Annotated in this window: 11 protein-coding genes; 5 read left to right on the top strand and 6 right to left on the bottom strand. The window is 73.3% G+C overall.

What is annotated here, in order from left to right:
• Positions 1–90: 90 nt before the first annotated feature.
• The gene (locus ACMA1D_RS06475) at positions 91–1,977 is read right to left on the bottom strand and encodes an MFS transporter (RefSeq protein WP_414722903.1); all 1,887 of its coding nucleotides are present in this window, start codon (positions 1,975–1,977) and stop codon (positions 91–93) included.
• A 485-nt stretch (positions 1,978–2,462) separates the two neighbouring features.
• Entirely contained in the window at positions 2,463–5,636 is a 3,174-nt protein-coding gene (locus ACMA1D_RS06470) for a D-alanyl-D-alanine carboxypeptidase (RefSeq protein ID WP_414722902.1), read from the bottom strand.
• A gap of 652 nt (positions 5,637–6,288) precedes the next feature.
• Between ACMA1D_RS06470 and ACMA1D_RS06465 the strand changes: the two genes are divergently transcribed.
• The 4 genes from ACMA1D_RS06465 (at position 6,289) to ACMA1D_RS06450 (ending at position 11,096) form a co-directional block, all read left to right on the top strand.
• Positions 6,289–7,041: a GOLPH3/VPS74 family protein gene (locus tag ACMA1D_RS06465; RefSeq protein WP_349991892.1), complete on the top strand. Its 753-nt coding sequence runs from the start codon at positions 6,289–6,291 to the stop codon at positions 7,039–7,041.
• A 933-nt stretch (positions 7,042–7,974) separates the two neighbouring features.
• Positions 7,975–8,850: a helix-turn-helix domain-containing protein gene (locus ACMA1D_RS06460; protein WP_414722901.1), complete on the top strand. Its 876-nt coding sequence runs from the start codon at positions 7,975–7,977 to the stop codon at positions 8,848–8,850.
• A gap of 331 nt (positions 8,851–9,181) precedes the next feature.
• Positions 9,182–9,391, top strand: coding sequence for a DUF397 domain-containing protein (locus ACMA1D_RS06455; protein WP_349991895.1), 210 nt, complete (start codon positions 9,182–9,184; stop codon positions 9,389–9,391).
• A 514-nt stretch (positions 9,392–9,905) separates the two neighbouring features.
• Positions 9,906–11,096, top strand: coding sequence for a PLP-dependent aminotransferase family protein (locus tag ACMA1D_RS06450; RefSeq protein ID WP_414722900.1), 1,191 nt, complete (start codon positions 9,906–9,908; stop codon positions 11,094–11,096).
• 305 nt (positions 11,097–11,401) lie between these two features.
• On the opposite strand, the gene ACMA1D_RS06445 is transcribed toward ACMA1D_RS06450, so the two are convergent.
• Positions 11,402–12,496 carry an ADP-ribosylglycohydrolase family protein gene (locus tag ACMA1D_RS06445; RefSeq protein ID WP_414722943.1) on the bottom strand — a complete coding sequence of 365 codons (1,095 nt, stop codon included), beginning with the start codon at positions 12,494–12,496 and terminating at the stop codon, positions 11,402–11,404.
• A 673-nt stretch (positions 12,497–13,169) separates the two neighbouring features.
• Between ACMA1D_RS06445 and ACMA1D_RS06440 the strand changes: the two genes are divergently transcribed.
• Complete coding sequence (locus ACMA1D_RS06440; RefSeq protein WP_414722899.1) at positions 13,170–14,168, top strand: endo alpha-1,4 polygalactosaminidase; 999 nt, start codon at positions 13,170–13,172, stop codon at positions 14,166–14,168.
• 161 nt (positions 14,169–14,329) lie between these two features.
• On the opposite strand, the gene ACMA1D_RS06435 is transcribed toward ACMA1D_RS06440, so the two are convergent.
• The 3 genes from ACMA1D_RS06435 to ACMA1D_RS06425 all read right to left on the bottom strand — a co-directional run bounded on the left by ACMA1D_RS06435 (position 14,330) and on the right by ACMA1D_RS06425 (position 19,273).
• Positions 14,330–15,196, bottom strand: coding sequence for a GyrI-like domain-containing protein (locus ACMA1D_RS06435; protein WP_414722898.1), 867 nt, complete (start codon positions 15,194–15,196; stop codon positions 14,330–14,332).
• 167 nt (positions 15,197–15,363) lie between these two features.
• On the bottom strand, positions 15,364–18,291 hold the full coding sequence (locus ACMA1D_RS06430) for a bifunctional FO biosynthesis protein CofGH (protein ID WP_414722897.1): 2,928 nt from the start codon (positions 18,289–18,291) through the stop codon (positions 15,364–15,366).
• Between the two features lie 127 nt (positions 18,292–18,418).
• Entirely contained in the window at positions 18,419–19,273 is an 855-nt protein-coding gene (locus ACMA1D_RS06425) for a TIGR03619 family F420-dependent LLM class oxidoreductase (protein ID WP_414722896.1), read from the bottom strand.
• Positions 19,274–19,368 lie beyond the last annotated feature (95 nt).

The following is a 19,368-nucleotide window of genomic DNA, read 5'->3' as shown; positions in this document are numbered from 1 at the left end:
ACGGCGCGGGCGGCGCGGGGCGACGCACGGCGGGCGCCCGGGCGGCCCGGCGCGTTCCGGAGCGCGCGACACGGCACGCCCCGCAGCGCGCTACTCCATCATGTCGTCGGGGCACGGCGTGCCGCGCGGCAGTTGGTAGGGGGCCGCGACGTAGTACGTACCGGCGTACGGCGCGTGCAGCACCGTCCACTCGTCCTCCGGCTGGCCGTCCTTCGCCGGCACGACCCGCTTGGTCAGACAGCCGTTGAGGTTGACCGGCACGCCGCCCTCGATGTCGGACTTGGGGGGCTTGATGCTCTTGCCCTTGGCGTCCACCAGGCCCAGCCACGGCGAGTACGGCACCCGGATGAGGACCGGGCCGGCCTTCTTGACCGTGATGGTGAGCTGGTCGGGCTCGGCGCTGACCAGCTTGCCCGGCGGCTCGGCGACCGGGGTGGGGTCCTCCACCTCGTACAGCTTCCAACTCGCGTTGGACCACATCAGGCGCAGGTACGGCAGGCCGTCGCGGACCAGCTCCGCCTCCTGCTCGCCCGCGTTGTCCACCTTGCCCGCGGGCAGCACGACGTAGTGCACGGCCCAGCGCGAGAGCCAGGTGCGGTAGCTGTGCGGGGTGATCGAGCCGTCGTAGAAGAGCGGGTTGCGCTCCAGGTCGGCCTGCCGGTTCCAGCCGCGGGCCAGGTTGACGTAGCGCAGCAGGGCGGAGGATTCGCGGTGGCTCTTGGCCGGTACGACCTCGACCCGGCCCTGTTTGGCGTCGATCTTCTCGAACTGGTCGAGCAGCGGCGCCAGCTCCCTGGCCCAGGCGGCGGACGGCCTCGTGTTGATGATGTCGTCGATGGACTTGAAGCCCTGCCAGACCGTCACCGCGACCACCGCGGTCGCCAGCGCCACCCACTTGCGCCCGCTGCGCAGCAGGTCGGCGCGGGACGGCAGGCGGTACTCGGGCAGGGCGGCCAGCAGCACCACGCCGCCGAAGAGCATGCCGAGCCGGGTGATGTTGCTGCCGATCTGCGAGGGGATCAGCCAGGCGAGGAACACGCCGAGCGCGTACAGACCGCCGACGAAGCGCACCGTGCGCCACTGCGGCGGGCAGAAGACCACGGCCCCCACGCCGCACAGGAACGGCAGTATCGCCGACCACAGGCTCATCGGCTGCTCGCCGGAGAACGGGAACAGCCACGAGGACAGCGCCACCACGATGGTCGGCGTGACGCCCAGCGCGTACGCGGCCCAGCGCCGCTTGGTCAGCCACAGCGCCGCCGCCACGATGCCCACGAACAGGCCGGCCACCGGGCTGCCCATGGTGGAGAGCGCGGCGAGCAGGGCCGCCAGCAGCCACCGCAACACCCGGTGCAGCGCCCGGGTGGAGCGCCAGCGGGTGGGCCAGGCGAAGATCACCGCGAGCGCGGCGAGCCCGAACATCGTGCCGAGCCCGAACGTCACCCGGCCCGACACGGCGTTGCAGACCAGCGCGAAGGTCGCGTACAGCGCGGGCCACAGCGGCTTGCGCACGGCGCGGCTGCGCACCAGGAGCAGCGCGACCAGGCCGGCGGAGATGGTGCCCGCGATCACCATGGTGGTGCGGACGCCCAGGACGGCCATCAGGTACGGCGAGACCACGCTGTACGAGACCGGGTGCATGCCGCCGTACCAGGCGAGGTTGTACGCCGAGCCCGGGTGCTGGAGCGCGAACTCGGCCCAGGCGTCCTGTGCGGCCATGTCGCCGCCGCCGTTGGCCACCGCGAACACCCACACCAGGTGCAGCAGGCCGGCGACGATCAGCGCGGCCGGGATCGGATGGCACAGCGCGCGGGTCATTCGGCGAAGCATGGCCGGCCGCTCCCGGGTGTCAGCCGAGCCGCCGTCGTCCTCCCCCGGCCCTCGCTGCCCGGGTACGCGTATCCGTCCCGTGGTACGCGCGTCACCCGCGGCGTCCGCCTCGTCCTGCTCGGCGCGCGCCTGATCAACGGTGGTCACTGCGGCTCTCCCCGTCTTCCCCGAGGGTCATCCCCATCTTCAACGCTCTCCGGGTCGGTCTGCCACCCGGATCTCGCGCGCTGGTTCGCGATGGGGCACATGTGGCAGGGGCCCGACGGGCCTGGGCGACGCTAGCACGCCCCGGCCCCACCAACCGGCTCAGTCACCGTCGTGACCTCGGCATTCGCCAACTCTTCACCACTGGCCCGGCCCCGGGGTCACGGGGTCGGCACCGCCCGGACACAGCCCGCACACGACCGGCACCCGGCGCGCTCGACGGCGCGGGCAACCCGCCCCGCGTGCGCCACGGGCGCGGCCCCGGCGTGCTGCCGGAGCCGCGCCCGCCGCCCGTCACCACCCGCCACCCGCCACCCGTGGCTCGTGGCCCCCGGCCCGTGCGGGGCCGGGGCCCGAGTCGGGCGGTACGGAACGGTTGGTGCGGATCGGATGTTGCGAGTCAGGTCGTACGGATCAAGTGGGGCGGATCAGGTGATGCGGACCAGCTTGGAGCCGAAGGACGGCTCGGCGAGGTCGCTCTGGAGCGTGACCGGGACCTTGACCTGGCCGGGGCCGCTGCCCACGGTCAGGGTGCCGACCTCGGTGCCCGCGTCCGCCGTGTGCGGCAGCTTCTCGCCGTTGTCCGTGAGCTTCAGGTCCACGGTGAGCCCGGGCCAGCCGACGGCCGTCACGTCCTTGGCCGCGACCACCTTCGTCGTACCGCCGAGGCCGTCGTCCACCTCGCCGACCACGTCGCCCTTCTTGACGACCTTGCGCGCCTGGAGCGTCTTCTGGGCGTCCAGGATGAGCGCCTTGCTGGCGTCCAGCGCAGCGGTCAGGATCGAGTTGTCGCTCGCGGCCGGCGGCTGCGAGAGCACCGCGCCGATGATCAACTGCGTGGTGCCGCCGATCTCCTTCTCGGCCGCGAACACCAGGTTGCCGCCCGCCTTGGTGGTGGTGCCGGTCTTGATGCCGACCACGCCGTTGAACGGGACGAGACGGTTCCAGTTGCCGTGCTCGTCGCCCCGGCTGTCCGTGTACTTCGGCATCCTGACGACCTCGCGGAAGACCGGGTCGTCCATCGCCTTCTTGGCCAGTTTCACCTGGTCGGTGGCGGTGCTGACGGTGGTGGCGTTGAGGCCGCTGGGGTCGGTGTAGGTGGTGTTGGCCATGCCCAGGCTCTTGGCCGCCTCGTTCATCTTCTGCACGAACGCCTGCTCCGAACCGGCGTCCCAGCGGGCCAGCAGGCGGGCGATGTTGTTCGCGGAGGCGATCATGATGCCCTCGATGGCCTCGCGCTGCGTGATCTCCGCGCCCTCCTCGACCTTGACCACGGACTCGCCGTCCGCGTCCTTGCCGGCGTCCGCCGCGGCCTTGGCATCGATCTTGATCTTGGGCCCGTCGCTGCCGGACTTCATCGGGTGGTCGCGCATGATCACGTACGCGGTCATCACCTTCGCCACGCTCGCGATCGGCGCGGGCTTCTGCTCACCGAACGTGCCGAGGCTGCCGAGCCCCTCCACGTCGATGACCGCCTGTCCCTTGGCCGGCCAGGGCATCGACGGCTTGGCGCCGTCGAAGGTGAAGCTGTCGCTCGCCGTCAGCTTGAGCTCCGGCGTCGGCAGCGGGCGGAACGACTGGGCCACGCAGAACACGATGGCGAGGATCAGGACCAGCGGCGTCCAGATCTTCACCCGGCGCAGCACCGTACGGGTCAGCGTCTGCGGGGGCGGGGGCGTGTTGGTGAGCTGCGCCAACAGGTCGAGCGGCGCCGACGGGCCCTCCTTGACCGTCGGCTCCATGCCCGGCTTCGCTCCCGCCGCCGCGGAGGCGGGCAGTACGGGCTGCTGCTTGGTGCGCTCGGTCTCGGGGACGGCGCCGGACTCCGCCGGGGCCGCGCCCTCGGCCCGGGCACCGGCCGCAGCGGACCGCGCCGACCGCTCGTCGTCGGCCGACCGCAGCGGTACGAACTGACTGGTCCGCTCGCCGCTCCCGCTCCTGGCGGGAGCGCCGGTGGCCGCGCCCTTGCTCTTGCCCTTGCCGCTGCCGCTGCTCTCGTCCTCGTCGGACGCCCGGTCGTCGGTGGCCGCGTCGCCGCCGGTACGCGGGGTGTCCGACGGGCGCAGCGCCTTGAACGCGGTCGTCGGACGGTCAGCGGTGACCCCGCCGGCGGCGGGGCTCGCCTTCGAGCCGGCGGCTGCGTCGGCGTCCGTGTCCGTGTCCTGATCAGCGGCTGCGGCTGCGGTCGTGCGTGCCGCCGGGCCCTTGCCCTTGGCGCCCGCGCCCCTGGCCGGCAGGTCCCTCGGGCTGAGGACGCCGAGCACCGAGGTGGGGCTGTCGACGGTGGCACGAGCCTTGGCGTCGTCGCCGGCGCCGGTCCCGTCGGTGTCGTCGGTCCCGGCGTCGGCGTCCGTGTCGGCACCGGCCTGGGGCTCGGACCGGTCGCGACCGCCGGACGCGCCCGCGCCCGCGCGCTTGTCGGTCGCGCGCAACGTGCCGAACACGGCCGTGGCCCGGTCGGCCGACGTACCGGCCGGCCCCGCCGACGAGCCCTCGCCGGAGTCCCCGGCAGAGTCGGCAGAGTCGGCAGCAGAGCCCGTACCGGCAGCGGAAGCGGAACCCGAAGCGGAATCGCCGTCAGCGTCGCTGTCGGTGGAGGTGCCGGAGGCGGTGCCCGCGCCGGATGTGGTGCCGGTGCCCGCGCCGGACGCGGCTGCGCTCTTGGACGGGGCCGCCGCGCCCTTCGCGCCCTTCGCACCCGCGGCTGCGTCGTCCGCCGTGCCGCCAGGTGCGCCGTCTGACGTGCCGCCTGGTGCGTCGTCCCCCGCAGCCGCCGCGTCCGCGCGTTCGGCGGCGGCGCGGGCCGCCCGGGCCGCGTTCGCGCCTGAGGCGACGCTCGCCGCGCGCGCGGCTGCCCGCTCGGCCGCGCTCCGGCCCGCCCGGGTGCCCTCGGTGGCACCGTCGGACGTGTCATCGGCACCCTTGTCGGCACCCTTCGGGGCGCCTTCGCCGGTACGGGCCGCCGACGGCTCCGGGTCCGCCTGGCCGCCCTTGGCGACCCAGGCGGCGACCGCGGCGCGCAGCCGCGCATCGCGAGCCGGGCCACCATCGGCACCGGTCTCAGCGCCGTCGCTCCGGTCACCGCTGCCGTCGGCATCGCTGTCGCTGTCGACAGCAGAACCAGAACCAGAAGCGGAACCGGAAGCAGCCGCGCCGGCGCCGGATTCGGCAGCCGCGGAGCCGGAGTCGACAGCGTCGGAGGCCGCGGCCCCCGCATCGTCCCCGGCGTCAGCCGCACCGTCGTCGTCGCCGGCACCGCGCCCCGCACCCGAACCGGTCGGGCCCGCACCGTCATCGGCACCGCGGGCGCCGGGGCGCGACGGCAGCGGCCCGGTGCGCAGCACGGCCGTCGCCCGGTCCCCCTGCCCGGAGTCGGCGCCCGACGTCAGCCCGGCCTCCCTGCCCTGCCCGTCCCGCCCGGCCTCGCCGGTCTCCGCGGCCTCGCCGGTCTTCCCGGTCTCCTCGGTCTTGCCGGTTTCCGCCTTGCCGGATTCCGCGGCGCCGCCCTTGCCCGCGCCGTCCCTGGTGTCGCCGCCCACGCGTCCCGTCCCTGCGTCCTCGTCCGCATCGACGCCACCTCGGCCGGTGGCCGTGCGCCGCACCGCGGTGAAGATCGCGGTGGCCTGATCGCCGGACTCGTCGCGGCCGGAGTGCTCCCGCCGTTCGGATTCCGGTTCCGTTTCTGTCCGGCGTGCCGCGTTCCCCGCGGAACGCCCTGTCGCGCCGGAGGAGCCGTCCTGCGCGCCGTTCGCCCCGGCGCGGCGCCCATCCCCGCCTGCGCGCCCCGGAGCGCCCTGGGAGGGCCTGGAGGCGCCGCCAGCCGCCTCCGCACGGCCGGCCGCACCCGGCGCCCTGGTGGCCTCCCGTGCGGCGCCCTCCCGCGCGGGAGAGGAGCCGGCTGCTCCCTCCGCTTCGCGTCGGTCGGTGAACCGCGGGTCACGTTCTCCCCTGATGGTCTCCCCCGATGACTTTCGCTGCACTGACCTGTCGGGGGACTCGCCCGCCACCGATGCCTCCTCGAAATACGTTGCGCAGAACGCGGCGCTGCCCGAGCAACCGCACCCGCCGCCCAACCCTCTAACCAGTGTCCTGTGTCGCAGCGGGGCGCCCTCACGGCCACTCCACCAAGGGGCGTCGCCCACCTGCTAGACGAGAACGACATACCTACCGGTTCCCGTCCGAAGCACCCACGCACTCTCGACAGACCAATGTGAGAGGGGTCACCCTGTCATTCATCCACGCGGGGAGGCATGGATGGGCAGGAGCCGCAGAACAATTCCCGAGGAGCTTCTGCTGCTCGCTTTGGACCCGACCACGGGCACCACGGCGCAGCCGCAGTCGCTAGACCTCGGACTTGCCGGGGCGCAGCTAGTAGAGCTGGCGCTGGCAGGACGGATAGCCCCAGATGGGGATCGTATCGCCGTGGTGCTGCCACGGCCGACCGGAGATCCAACCCTGGACTCCGCTCTGGAACTGCTGCGCCGACGCGGCAGCCCGGTGCGGGCCGTCCACTGGATCGGCGGGCCCCGACTGGGGTTGCGCCAGACGTATCTCACGCACCTGGAGCGGTGCGGCATGGTGCATGCCGTGGCGGGTCAGATGTGTGGGGTACTGCCGACGACGCGCTACCAAGCGACGGAGACGGCCATCAGCCGGGAGATCAGGGCCCGGCTCGATAACGCGATCCGCACCGGCGTACCGCCGGACCCGCGGACCGCGGCGCTCGCCGCGCTGGCCCATGCGGTCGGACTCGGCAAGCACCTCTACCCGGGGAACGAGGGGCGTTCATCGCGCTCCCGGCTCCGGGACCTGATCAGGCACGACCCGATGGGCGGGCTCGTGGCACACGCCGTGATGGACGTCCAGAACGGTGTTGCCGCACAGCCACGACGCGCACCGGCGGGCGGGCGGCAGACAGCCACCGCCCGGCAGGCGGAGACCGCGACCAGCGTTCCGGCGCAGGCGGCACCCGCCCGCGGGAACATGGCACGGGTCGGCGCCCGCTGACGACGGCCTGACGTCGAGCGCGACGAAAAACCGTTTCGTCGATGCGCCACGCCGGACAGGACGCTGTCCGACCAGCGCCATCGCCAACGCGCAGCCGGTCGGCCCACCCCCTGGGTGGGCCGGCCGGCATCGACGCCTCCACACCCGGGCGCACCCCACGGTGTCACCGAACCCCTCAGGGACGCGCCCTCACAGACCAGCACGCCCCGTCACACCCAGCACGACGCGTACGTCACGTACGGGGCGACACCTCTCGTACGGGCCAGGACGACGCGTACGGGCCAGCACGGCCAGCACGCCCCGTACGCCCCGTACCGCCAGCGCAACCGGTGCGACCGGCCGCGGCCGTGACGGCCGGCGTTGCCGTGGCAACCGGGGCTGTCGTGACGACCGGCGCGGCAGTACGAGTCGGCGCCACGGGCGCCACCCGCCGCGCAAGCAGCGAGCGACAGCAACACCTGAAGAAAACACCCGCTGAAGACAACACCCGGCAGCAACCCAGCAACACCCCCGAGCAACCAGCACCAACCCAGTTCCACCCGGCGACACCCGAGCAACACCCAGTACCGCTCAGCCGGCCCGCGCCTCGGGTCCGGGTCGGCTGGCCCCACCGCGCCGCAGTCCGCCGCACTCCAAGGACCGGTTCGGGAGCCGCCAGGAGCGCGCGGGGTGGCAACAGACCGTTCCAGGACGGCCGACCGCCACCCCGCGCGTGGCGTCTGTGGGGCCCACAACCGCACGGCCCGCGCCCGGCCGACCCGTGCCCGCACGCCCCGGAATCATCGCCGACCGTGGCCACATCAAGACCCTCTGTGTGCGTTTTCCAGCGCCGCCCCGATCAGTGATGGCAGGCTGCTGAACGGCTGTGGTCCCCACACGCAAGGGGACGGTCCCAGCAGCGGACAGCTAACGGAACCCGGAGGTGCACCAACCATGACATCCAACGTGGGCCCCACGGTCAGACGACGTCGGTTGGGCCAGGAACTGCGCAGGCTCCGCCAGGAGAAGGGGATGACGGCGGAGGAGGTGGCCGAGGAGCTGATGGTCTCGCAGTCGAAGATCAGTCGACTGGAGAACGGCCGCCGCAGCATCAGTCAGCGCGATGTGCGCGACCTGTGTCGCGCGTACCGGGTCGAGGACAAGCGCCTGGTCGAGTCGCTGATGCAAATGGCCAAGGACTCGCGCCAACAGGGCTGGTGGAACGCCTTCGGCGACGTCCCGTACAGCGTCTACATCGGCTTCGAGAACGACGCCGCCTCGCTGCGGGTCTTCGAGTCGCAGGTGGTGCCGGGGTTGCTCCAGACCCCCGAGTACGCCGAGGCCGTGATCGGCGGGGCGATCCCGGAGGGCACCCCCGAGCAGTTGGCCCAGCGCGTCCAGGTGCGGCTGCGCCGGCAGGAACGGATCTCCGACCCGTTCAGCCCGCTGCGCCTGTGGGCCGTGGTGGACGAGTCGGCCCTGCGGCGCCTGGTGGGCAACCCCCGGGTGATGGCCGAGCAGTTGGAGTACCTGATCAGGATGAGCCACGAGCCGCACGTGACCGTGCAGGCCCTGCCGTTCTACCTGGGCTCGCACCCCGGCATGAGCGGACAGTTCTCCATTCTGGAATTCTCCGACGAATCCGACACCAGCGTGGTCTACCTGGAGGGCGTCACCAGCGACCTGTATCTGGAGAAACTCTCCGACGTGCAGAGCTACAGCATGATGTATGAGCACCTACGGGCCCAGGCACTCAATGTGGACCAAACCCGAGAATTCATTGCGGAAGTAGCCAGGGAACATGCGCGAAACCATCAGTCCGCGAACTGAAACCGGTGGGCCGCACCCCGTATACCCGGCCCGGGAATCGCCGTTTCCGGTCGCATCGCGAGATGGTTCCGGGGCGGCCGAAGCGGGCGGAAGCATCCCGTACCGATACTGAACTACCTTGCTTCACCGATGAGTTGAGCGGAACCGGAGCGACGCGTCCGGCTACGCGGGGGCGGGAGGCTACACCGTCCCGCCCGGCCCGCGGAAGGGCGTACTGGAATATGCCATCCAGTCGAGTGAACGCCCCATTCCCCCGGCATTAGGGGCGAGTAGCGTCGATGCGTCGCCCGGTTGGCGGCAAGACCATCCGGCAAAACACATCGGAGAAAACATGGCTATTCGACGTGGTGAAACACGCGCCTGGCAGAAGTCGACGCACTCCGGCGGCAACGGCGCCTGTGTGGAAGTGGCTTCGCCGGAGACCGAGGTCATCGCGGTGCGCGACTCGAAGGACCCGAGCGGGCCCGCGCTCAGCTTCTCGCCGCAGGCATGGACCAGCTTTATCGAGGACGTCAACGACGGTTCGTTCAAGCGGGCCTGACACTCCTTCTGCCAGCACCACCGGTGTCGCCCCGCGGCACCAGCGAGCAAGCACCGGCAGCGTCCCGGCCCCGCGGAGCGGCCGGAGTGCGCTGACCACAGGAGCCGCCCCGGCTGATCGCACTCCCCAGCGACCTACCGGACCGAGATCCCCACGCGCCACCGACCTGTCGAGTGAGCCGCAATCCAGCGCCGCCGGGATCTCTCGCACGACCGAGTTCACCGCAATGACCTCGGAGTTCACCCGCACCGCAGCACCCGCGCCGGCCCAGCCGACGCAGTGGTACGAGCCCTCTCGACCGGCCGCCGTCCCTGCCGAGGGGGCTCGCTGCTGCCCGCGCTCCACCGCTCCGTTCCTCCACGCCGCTCCCGCCCGGCCGGCTCGTGCCCGCCGGCCCCGGCCCGCGTCGTCGCACGTCAGCCGCCCCGCGCCCGGCTCCGGGCCGCGGTCGGACGAGGATGGTTGGCAGGGCCACCCACTCCGTAGACTGCGCTCGGGAGACAAGGAGCAGTCCATGCGCGCCAACGCACCTCAACTCGCCACCCGGGTCGGCTCGATCGCCGGCTCGCCCGTACGCGAGATCCTGCGACTCACCGCCCGCCCGGAGGTCATCTCGTTCGCGGGCGGCCTGCCAGCGCCGGAACTCTTCGACGCCGAGGGCATCGCCGCCGCCTTCCGACAGGTGCTGGAGGAGGAGCCGCAGCGCGCCCTCCAGTACTCCACCACCGAGGGCGACCCGGCGCTGCGCGCGGCGGCGGCCTCCCGGCTGACCGCCCGCGGGCTGCCGACCGAGGCGGACGAACTGCTGGTCACCACCGGTTCGCAGCAGGCGCTGACGCTCGTCACCAGCGCCCTCGTCGACCCCGGTGACGTGGTGCTCGTCGAAGAGCCCTGCTACCTGGCGGCGTTGCAGTGCTTCGGGCTGGCCGGGGCGCGGATCGTGTCCGTGCCGGGCGATGACGAAGGGTTGGACCCGGCCGCGCTGGAGGCGGCCGTCGAACGGGAGCGGCCCAAGCTGCTCTATGCCGTGCCCACCTTCCAAAACCCCACCGGACGCACCCTGTCCGCCGCGCGCCGGCGCGCGGTCGCCGAGGTGGCCGCCCGGCGCGGGCTCTGGGTGATCGAGGACGACCCGTACGGCGAACTGCGCTTCGCCGGCGAACCCGTGCCGTGGGTCTCCGCGTTCGCGGCCGAGGCGGGCGCCGCCGACCGCACCGCGCTGATCAGCAGCTACTCCAAGATCATGGCGCCCGGGCTGCGCCTTGGGTGGTTGCGGGCACCCGCCGGTCTGTTGCGCGCCTGCACGGTGGCCAAGCAGGCGGCCGACCTGCACACCCCGACCGTCACCCAACTCGCCGCCGCGCGCTACCTCGCCGACAACGATCTGGACGCCCATCTCGACCGGGTCCGCGGCGCCTACCGCGACCGCAGGGACGCCCTGTTGGCCGGCCTCGGCGACGCACTGCCGATCGGTTCGAGCTGGAACCAGCCGCAGGGTGGCATGTTCGTCTGGGCCAAGCTGCCCGCCGGTTGGGACACCACCGAGGCCCTGCGCGAGGTGGTCACCCACGACGTGGCGTACGTGCCGGGCGCCCCCTTCTACGCCGCCGACCCCGACCCGACCACCCTCCGGCTGTCCTTCGTCACCCACACCCCGGACGAGATAGCCGACGGCCTGGAACGCCTGGCGAAGGCGCTGCGCTAGCGGGCCACCTGGGCGACTGCCGCGGCGATCGCCGGGCCGGCTGCCGGGACGACCGCCGGGGCTCTCGGACCGGCGGCCGTCGCGGTGGGGTGCGGGTTACGGGGTGCGGGGCGTGGGTGGTGGGATGGCTGTCGTACGGGTCGGCTCGGGCCTGGCCGCGCGGCGTACGGCTCGGTGCGTACGCATCGGCTCGACCCGGCGGCGTACGCACGGCCTGGCGCGGCGGGCGTACCGCTCAGCGCGTACGGATCGGGGCGGCGTACCGGCCCGGCGCGGGCGCGGCGGGCTTGGGGGCGGGGCGGCCGTCAGCCGCGGGGGTAGCGGGCGAGCCAGGAGGCGGCCGAACGGGCCGGGCTGTGCAGGGCCGGTCCCTGCGTCATCTCCATCGCGAAGTCGTCGGCGAGTTCCAGGATCGTGCCCCGGCCCTCCACCTCGGCAAGCCAGGCGGGCGGCAGGGCGGTCTCTCCGTGCAGCACGCCCAACAGGTTGCCGCAGATGGAGCCGGTCGAGTCGCTGTCGCCGCCGTGGTTGACGGCGAGCAGCAGGCCGTGCCGGATGTCCTCGGCGACCAGTGCGCAGTACACGCCCATGGCCAGCGCCTCCTCCCCCGTCCACCCCTCACCGAGCGACTCGACCCGCTCGGCCGTCGGCAGCCCCTGCCGTACGGCGCCGAGCGCGTGCTTGAGCGCGTCGGTGGTCTCCTCGTGTCCGGGCCGGGTGGCCAGCATGGCGAGCGAGCGCTGCACGGCGCCGTCCAGCGCCTCACCGCGCGCCAGCCCGTGCACGATCAGCGCGAACGCGCCCGCGGACAGATAACCGGTGGGGTGACCGTGGCTCTGGGCCGCGCACTCGATGGCGAGCTGGAAGACCAGTTGCGGCTCCCAGCCCACGAGCAGCCCGAACGGCGCGGAGCGCATCACCGCGCCGCACCCCTTGGAGTCCGGGTTCTTCGGTGCGTCCAGGGTGCCCATCGGACCGTCGGCCAGCCCTGACAGGCAGGCCCTGCCGGGCGCGCGCTGGGCGTACAGCCACTCCTCGCGGGCCAGCCAGCCGTCGTTGTGGTTGCGCTCGTCGGGGCCCCAGTCGTGCTGGGTGGCGTACCAGCGGCGGTGTGCCGCATACACGTCGGTGGGCGGGTGCCAGGCCCCGGTGTCCCGTCTGACCTGGGCGCGGATCAGGCCGTCCACGGTGAACAGGGTCATCTGGGTGTCGTCGGTGATGCTGCCGCGCCGGCCGTAGGCGGGGACGAAGTCGGTGACGCCTTCCGGCCCGTGCGCGGACCGGATGGCGGCCAGCGAGTCGAACTCGATCCCGGCGCCGAGGGCGTCCCCGATCGCACCGCCGAGCAGACAACCGCGCACCCGACTGCGGAAGTCCTGCTGCTCGGCGCGGCCCCACATCGCGGACGCTGCACGGGCAGATGCGGTCACGACCTTGCCCCTTTCGGTAGGTTTCTATAGGTCTTTGCGCAACACCCAAACTGGTTCAGCACTGTAATGGACTGTGAATGATCGCTTCCGGCCCGTCGCCGAATGTGAACCACATCATCGCGAGGCCCGGCTCGGAGCCCCACGTTCCCCTCCCGCCCCGGTGAACCCGACGGCCCGGGTCCAACCCTGACCGAGCCGCTCCCACCCCGGCCCGCCTCCGGCCGACTCGGTCCGCCTCCGGCCGACTCGGTCCAACCCTGGCCGATCTGCCGGCTCCGGCCGCCCCGGAGCCGCTGCGCGCCACCCGGGACCCAGCCGACTCGCCCGCTGACCCACCCCACGACGGCCCGCCCCGGCCCCGCCCGGGCGCCCCAATCCCCGGCCCTGCCCCTGCCGCTGCTCCCATCGAACCACCCGCCCGCCGGGTGGCCCACCGCGTGCGGCGCGCCCCGCACCGCCCCGTACCGGGCCCTACCCCGTCATTCCGGTCGCCGCCCGAGGGGCGGACGGTGGAGACCGCTCCGCCGCGCCGGGCCCCATAGCATCGGCGCACAGGGCGCGCGGCCAGGAACTTCGCGCCACGAGGGAACACGCACCGCACGGGGGAGAGTCCATGAAGGCGGGTGGCTTGGCGGTCATCTTGGTGTTAGTCGCATCCGTGCTGGCGGGTTGCGGCGAGGACGGGCGCGCGGATCGACCGGACGGGGCGCACGGCAGGACCAAGCCGCCCGGGAAGGCGGACGAGCCCACCGGCGGCGCGTCCCGCAAGCCGGCCAACGGCGACTGGTGGCGGCCCCGCCCGGGCGCGGCGGCCGACTGGGACTGGCAGATCAGCGAGCCGTACGACCTGTCGGCGGCGCGCCAGATGTACGACCTCGACCTGTTCGACCTCGCCCCCGCCGGGTCCGAGCTGCGCTACCGGGACGGCGAGGTGATCCCCGTACCGGCCGGCGCACTCGCCGGGAAGATCACCACCCTGCACGCCCGCACGCCGCGTCCGATCGTCATCTGTTACGTCGACACCGGGGCGTACGAGGACTACCGGCCCGACGCGCACCGCTTCCCCGGCCATCGCAGCGCAGCCGAGGGCGGGCCGCCGAACCGGCCGGAGCGGCCCGCGGCGGGCTCCGTGATCGGCTGGGACACCGGCTGGGAGGGCGAGCGGTGGCTGGACATCCGGCGCTCCCAGCGGCACCGGTTCGCCGAGGCCGTGTGGGCCAGGTTCGACCTCGCCCGGCGGATGGGGTGCGACGGCGTGGAGCCCGACCAGAACAATCCGGTCGACAACGACCCCGGGTTCCCGATCACCCTGGACGACCAGCTCTCCTGGTACCGCGAGGTGGCCGAGCAGGCCCATGCGCGCGGCCTGTCCGTGGGCCTGAAGAACGGCCACGACCAGCCGGGTTCGGCCGCCAAGCTGGTCGACGCCTTCGACTGGGCGCTGCCCGAGGAGTGCGCGCAGTTCGACGAGTGCGACGAGCTGCTGCCCTTCATCGAGCGGGGCAAGGCCGTCTTCGCGGTGGACTACAAGGGGTCGGTCAAGCCCGGCCCGGCCTGCCGCCAGCACAGCAGCCGCCGCTTCGACGGCCTCATCAAGGACGAACCCCCCACCGGCGCCCACCGGGTGGCCTGCCGGCCGTGAGCGGAGGGGCGGCAGGCCATCCGGACGGGGCTGGCGGTCGTGCGCCGACGGCGGGACGGTCGTGAGCTGACGGTTGGGGCTGGCGGATCGGGCTGGCGGGGCCGGCCCCGCCAGGGTCGGCCCACCAGGGCCGGCCCCGCCTGCTCACCCGTGCCCCCGCCTCAACTGCGGATGCGCTCCACCGGAATCCACAGCTCCGCGTCGGCCTCGGTCGCATCGGCCGACAGCCTGGTGCGCAGGATCTCCGGGCCGGGGCGACTCTGGTACGGGTTGGCAGGGAACCACTGCGTGAACACGTCCCGCCACAGGTACTGGAGGGCCTGCGGGAACGCGCCCGAGCTCGCGAACACCGCCCACGTCCCCGCCGGCACCTCCAGCGCGTCGAGGTCGTCCGGGGCCGCGGCGCTGGTGGCCACACCGTGGTAGTAGTCCAGTTCGGTGCCCTCGGCCCGGCTGGGGTCCAGGTTGACGCTGACCCCCAGCACGCCCGCAGGCTCCTGGTCCGCGAGGGCGCTGAACCGGTCCAGCTCCTCCGGCGCGATGCCCCGGATGAAGTCGGCGATGGCCGGGTTCATCCCCTCGTGGACGAGCGGCACCCGCGCCCGCTTGCCCACGATGCGGAACGCCTCCTTCTGCACGACCCGGTACTCCATGCTGCTACTCCCTTCGACGACGAGGCGGAAGGAGATCCGCGGCTGGGAGCGCAGGGCCGCGCCCTCGCGCCGGGCGGTGCCGGGGCCGACCCCGTGCACGGCCCGGAAGGCCCGCGCGAACGCCTCGCCCGAGCCGTACCCGTACCGGATCGCGATCTCCAGCAGCGTGCGCTCGCCGGCCAGTACCTCGGCGCCGGCGACCGTGAGCCGTCTGCGCCGCACGTACTCCGACAGCGAGAGCCCCGCCAGCGCGGAGAACAGCCGGCGGAAGTGGTACTCCGACATCACCGCGATCCGCGCCAGCTCGGCCACGTCGACCGGCTGGTCGAGGTGCGACTCAAGGTGTTCCAAGGCCTGGTTGAGCCGCTCCAGCACCGCGGGGGCCTCCCTCTGATCGCCTCGTTCGGCCGCTCTTGGCCGCTCGTAACTCTGACCCCAGCCACGCTAGGGAGCGGCCACCGGGCCGGACCCGACATCTGCTGCCCGATCCGGTCGGGTCGGTCTGGCGGCCTGCCGCAACCCGCCGGCGCGCCCCCGAGCCGCTACACCGCCTCGTCGCCCAGCACCGGCAGCAGCCGCGGCAGGTGCCCGTCCGAGGCGAGGGCCGCCGCCTGCCGCTCGGCCGGCACCTCGCCGTACGTCGTCGTCCGCGCGCGAGCCGGCCGGCCGGCGGCCTCGGCTATGGCGACCAGGTCGCGGATCGAGCGGTACGAGCCGTAACCGGAGCCGGCCATCCGGGAGATGGTCTCCTCCATCAGCGTGCCGCCCAGGTCGTTCGCGCCCGAGCGCAGCATCTCCGCCGCGCCCTCGGCGCCGAGCTTGACCCAGCTCGTCTGGATGTTGGTGATGTGCGGGTGCAGCAGCAGCCGGGCCATCGCCGTGACCGCCCGGTTGTCGCGCGTGGTGGGGCCGGGGCGGGCGATGCCGGCGAGGTAGACGGGGGCGTTGGTGTGGATGAACGGCAGCGTCACGAACTCCGTGAAGCCCGGCACGCCCTTCTCCTGCGCCGCCCGCTGCACGTCCACGAGCGTGCGGAAGTGGCCGAGCCAGTGCCGCGGCTGGTCGACGTGCCCGTACATCATCGTGGACGAGGTGCGCAGGCCCAGCTCGTGCGCCGTGGAGATGACCTCGATCCAGGTGGCGGTGGGCAGCTTGCCCTTGGTGAGGATCCAGCGCACCTCGTCGTCGAGGATCTCGGCCGCCGTGCCGGGCAGCGAGTCGAGCCCCGCCTCGCGGGCCGCGGTCAGCCACTCGCGGATGGACAGACCCGTGCGGCTGGCGCCGTTGACGACCTCCATCGGCGAGAAGGCATGCACGTGCATACCGGGCACCCGCTCCTTCACCGCGCGCGCGATGTCGAAGTACGCGCTGCCCGGCAGGTCCGGATGGATGCCGCCCTGCATGCACACCTCCACCGCGCCCACCTCCCACGCCTGCTCGGCCCGGTCGGCGACCTGGTCGAGGGAGAGGGTGTACGCGTCGGCGTCGGTGCGCCGCTGCGCGAAGGCACAGAAACGGCAGCCGGTGTAGCAGACGTTGGTGAAGTTGATGTTGCGCGTGACGATGTACGTGACGTCGTCGCCGACGACCGAGCGGCGCAGGTCGTCCGCGACCCGGCAGAGCGCGTCCAGGGCCGGCCCGTCCGCGTGCAGCAGGGCCAGCGCCTCGTCGTCGGTGAGCCGGGTCGGGTCGTCGGCGGCCACCGCGAGCGCGGCCCGCACGTCGGCGTCGATCCGCGAGGGCACCATGCCGGGCGCCGCGGCCTCGCGCAGCGCCTCCCAGTCGCCGTAGACGTGGTCGAAGTCCTCCCGCCGGTCGGCGGTGCGGCCCTCGGTGTCGATGGTGTGGTGCAGGTCGGTGCGGCCGGTGCCGGCGGTGGGCAGCGCGAAGCCCTCGTCGGGCTCCTGCCACGGCAGGCCGCGCGGCATCGCCTCCGCGCGGGCGAGGCCGGTCTCGGCGTCGGCGAGCGCCCTGACGTGCGGCATCAACCGCGGGTCGAGCCAGGGCTCGCCGCGCTGCACGAACTCCGGGTAGACGGCGAGGCGTTCGCGCAACTCGAAGCCGGCAGTGGCGCTGTGCGCGGCGAGCGCGTCGATCTGCGGCCAGGGCCGCTCGGGGTTGACGTGGTCGGGGGTGAGCGGCGAGACGCCGCCCCAGTCGGAGATGCCCGCGCCGATCAGCCGCGCGTACGCGCCCGCGACGGTCGGCTGCGTGACGTCGCCGTCGACCAGGTTGGGCGGCGCCTGGAGGCAGACGGAGGGGCCGAGGAGGTGGCGGGCGACGGCGACGGTGGCGACCAGGTCATCGAGTTCCGCGTCCGGCGCGGCCCGCATCGCGGTGTCCGGCTTGGCGCGGAAGTTCTGGATGATCAGCTCTTGGATGCCGTGGTAGGCGCGCGCGATGCGGCGCAGCGCGAACAGCGAGTCGGCGCGCTCCTCGTACGTCTCGCCGATGCCGATCAGCAGCCCGCTGGTGAACGGCACGGAGCTGCGGCCCGCGTCCTCCAACACCCGCAGCCGCACGGCCGGTTCCTTGTCGGGCGAGCCGTAGTGCGGCTGGCCGGGCTCGCTCCACAGCCGCTCGGAGGTGGTCTCCAGCATCATCCCCATCGAGGGGGCGACCGGCTTGAGCCGCTGGAAGTCCGTCCACGACATCACCCCGGGGTTGAGGTGCGGCAGCAGCCCGGTCTCCTCCAGGATGCGGATCGCCATCGCGCGCACGTAGGAGATCGTGTCGTCGTACCCCTCGGCCTCCAGCCAGGCGCGCGCCTCGGGCCAGCGGTCCTCCGGCTTGTCGCCGAGGGTGATGAGCGCTTCCTTGCAGCCCAGTTCGGCACCGCGGCGGGCGATGGCCAGCACCTCGTCCGGCGACATGTACATCCCGTGGCCGGCGCGGCGCAGCTTGCCGGGGACGGTGGCGAACGTGCAGTAGTGGCACTTGTCCCGGCAGAGCCGGGTGAGGGGGATGAAGACGCTGCGGGAGTACGTGATGACGCCCGGGCGGCCGGCGGCGGCCAGGCCCGCGTCCCGCACCCGCGCGGCCGACGCGCACAGGTCATCGAGGTCGGCGCCGCGCGCCTGGAGCAGCACCGCGGCCTCCGCGACATCCAGCGCCACCCCGTCCCGCGCCCGACGCAGGGCGCGGCGCATGGCGTTGGCGGTGGGGGGCGGCCCGGCGGGGGCGGGGGTCGGCGCGGCGGGGGCGGGGGACGGCGCGGCGGGGGCGGCAGCGGGTGCAGTGGCTGCGGAGGGGGCGGTGGCCGGTGGGGCCGCCGCGGTGCTCGCCGTGGGGTCCGTGGCCGCCTGCTGCCGGGGCAGCGCGTCGCCCGTCAACTCGGCCGCCGCCCCGGCGGACGGCGTTCCGCCCAGGTCAACGGTGGTCTGCTCGGTCGCGGTCTGCTCCGACTGCCGAGCCTGCCGCGACCGCTGCGGCTGTCGATCGGGGCCGGTTCCCTCTGCGCTCGTCGTCATTCCTTGAGGATACGAGCGGCCTCTGACAGTGGCGTCGAAGATCGCTGCGTGCTACGTCACAGGTGCCGGTCCGACCCCGCTCGCGGCCCGCGCCCCGTACCGCGCGCTCGGTACGGGGCGGCCACGGCTACAGGTACTGCGCGTACGCGTCGAGCGCCCGCAGCACCGTGCTCTCGTCGCCGGTCGGGGTCTGGAGCACCACCTCGGTGATGCCGAGGTCGGCGAAGTGAGCGAGCTTGCCGGGCGTCGGCGCCACCGCGTACGGGACGACATCGGGCGCGCCCGCGCGGCCCGCGTCCGTCCAGGCACGGCGCAGCACGGGCAACGACTCGGTCAGGCCGCTCCCGCCGAGCGGCAGCCAGCCGTCGGCCTGCGTGGCGATGTGCGCGAACAGCTTCGGGCCCGCCCCGCCGCCGAGCAGGGTGCGCGGGCCGGTCAGCGGCGCGCCCGCGCGCGGGCGTGGCGGCAGCAGCGGCTTGGGGTGCGCGTGGCTGGCCGGCACGAAGCCGAACTCGCCGTCGTAACCGGTTGGTTCGGCCGCCCACAGGGCCTGCATCAGGGCCAGTCGGTCGCGTACGAGCTCGCGCCTGGTCGACCACTGGACGCCGTGGCTCGCGGCCTCCTCGACGTGCCAGCCGTAGCCGACGCCGAGCGTGAACCGGCCGCCGGAGAGGAAGTCGAGGGTGGCGACCTGCTTGGCCAGGTCGATCGGGTCGTGCTGGGCGACCAGGGCGATGCCGGTGCCGAGGCCGAGCCGTTCGGTGACGGCGGCGGCCTGGCCGAGCGCGACGAACGGGTCGAGCGAGCGCCCGTACTGGCGCGGCGGCGGCCCCCCGCCGGGGAGCCGGCTGGCGCCGTCCACCGGGATGTGGGTGTGTTCGGGGAGGTAGAGGCCGGCGAAACCGCGCTCTTCCAGCGCGCGGGCCAACCGGACGGGGCTTACGGTCTCGTCGGTGAGAAAGCTGGTGATGGCGACACGCATTGCCGGTTCGTACCTCCGCGTGGGCTGAGCTGCTGTGCGTATGTTCTCTCACCGTCACCCGGGTTATCCACAGCCCTTTCCGCCTCTGTCACAGA

The sequence above is a fragment of the Streptomyces sp. 796.1 genome (assembly GCF_047525675.1).
In the GTDB taxonomy this organism is placed as follows: domain Bacteria; phylum Actinomycetota; class Actinomycetes; order Streptomycetales; family Streptomycetaceae; genus Streptomyces.
This window is presented reverse-complemented; position numbering and strand designations above follow the sequence as displayed.

Coding starts and splice junctions, on each gene's coding strand:
- ACMA1D_RS06425 (WP_414722896.1), bottom strand. CDS start 19,273: ATGCGTGTCGCCATCACCAGCTTTCTCACCGACGAGACCGTAAGCCCC.
- ACMA1D_RS06460 (WP_414722901.1), top strand. CDS start 7,975: ATGACATCCAACGTGGGCCCCACGGTCAGACGACGTCGGTTGGGCCAG.
- ACMA1D_RS06465 (WP_349991892.1), top strand. CDS start 6,289: ATGGGCAGGAGCCGCAGAACAATTCCCGAGGAGCTTCTGCTGCTCGCT.
- ACMA1D_RS06445 (WP_414722943.1), bottom strand. CDS start 12,496: ATGTGGGGCCGCGCCGAGCAGCAGGACTTCCGCAGTCGGGTGCGCGGT.
- ACMA1D_RS06430 (WP_414722897.1), bottom strand. CDS start 18,291: ATGACGACGAGCGCAGAGGGAACCGGCCCCGATCGACAGCCGCAGCGG.
- ACMA1D_RS06450 (WP_414722900.1), top strand. CDS start 9,906: ATGCGCGCCAACGCACCTCAACTCGCCACCCGGGTCGGCTCGATCGCC.
- ACMA1D_RS06455 (WP_349991895.1), top strand. CDS start 9,182: ATGGCTATTCGACGTGGTGAAACACGCGCCTGGCAGAAGTCGACGCAC.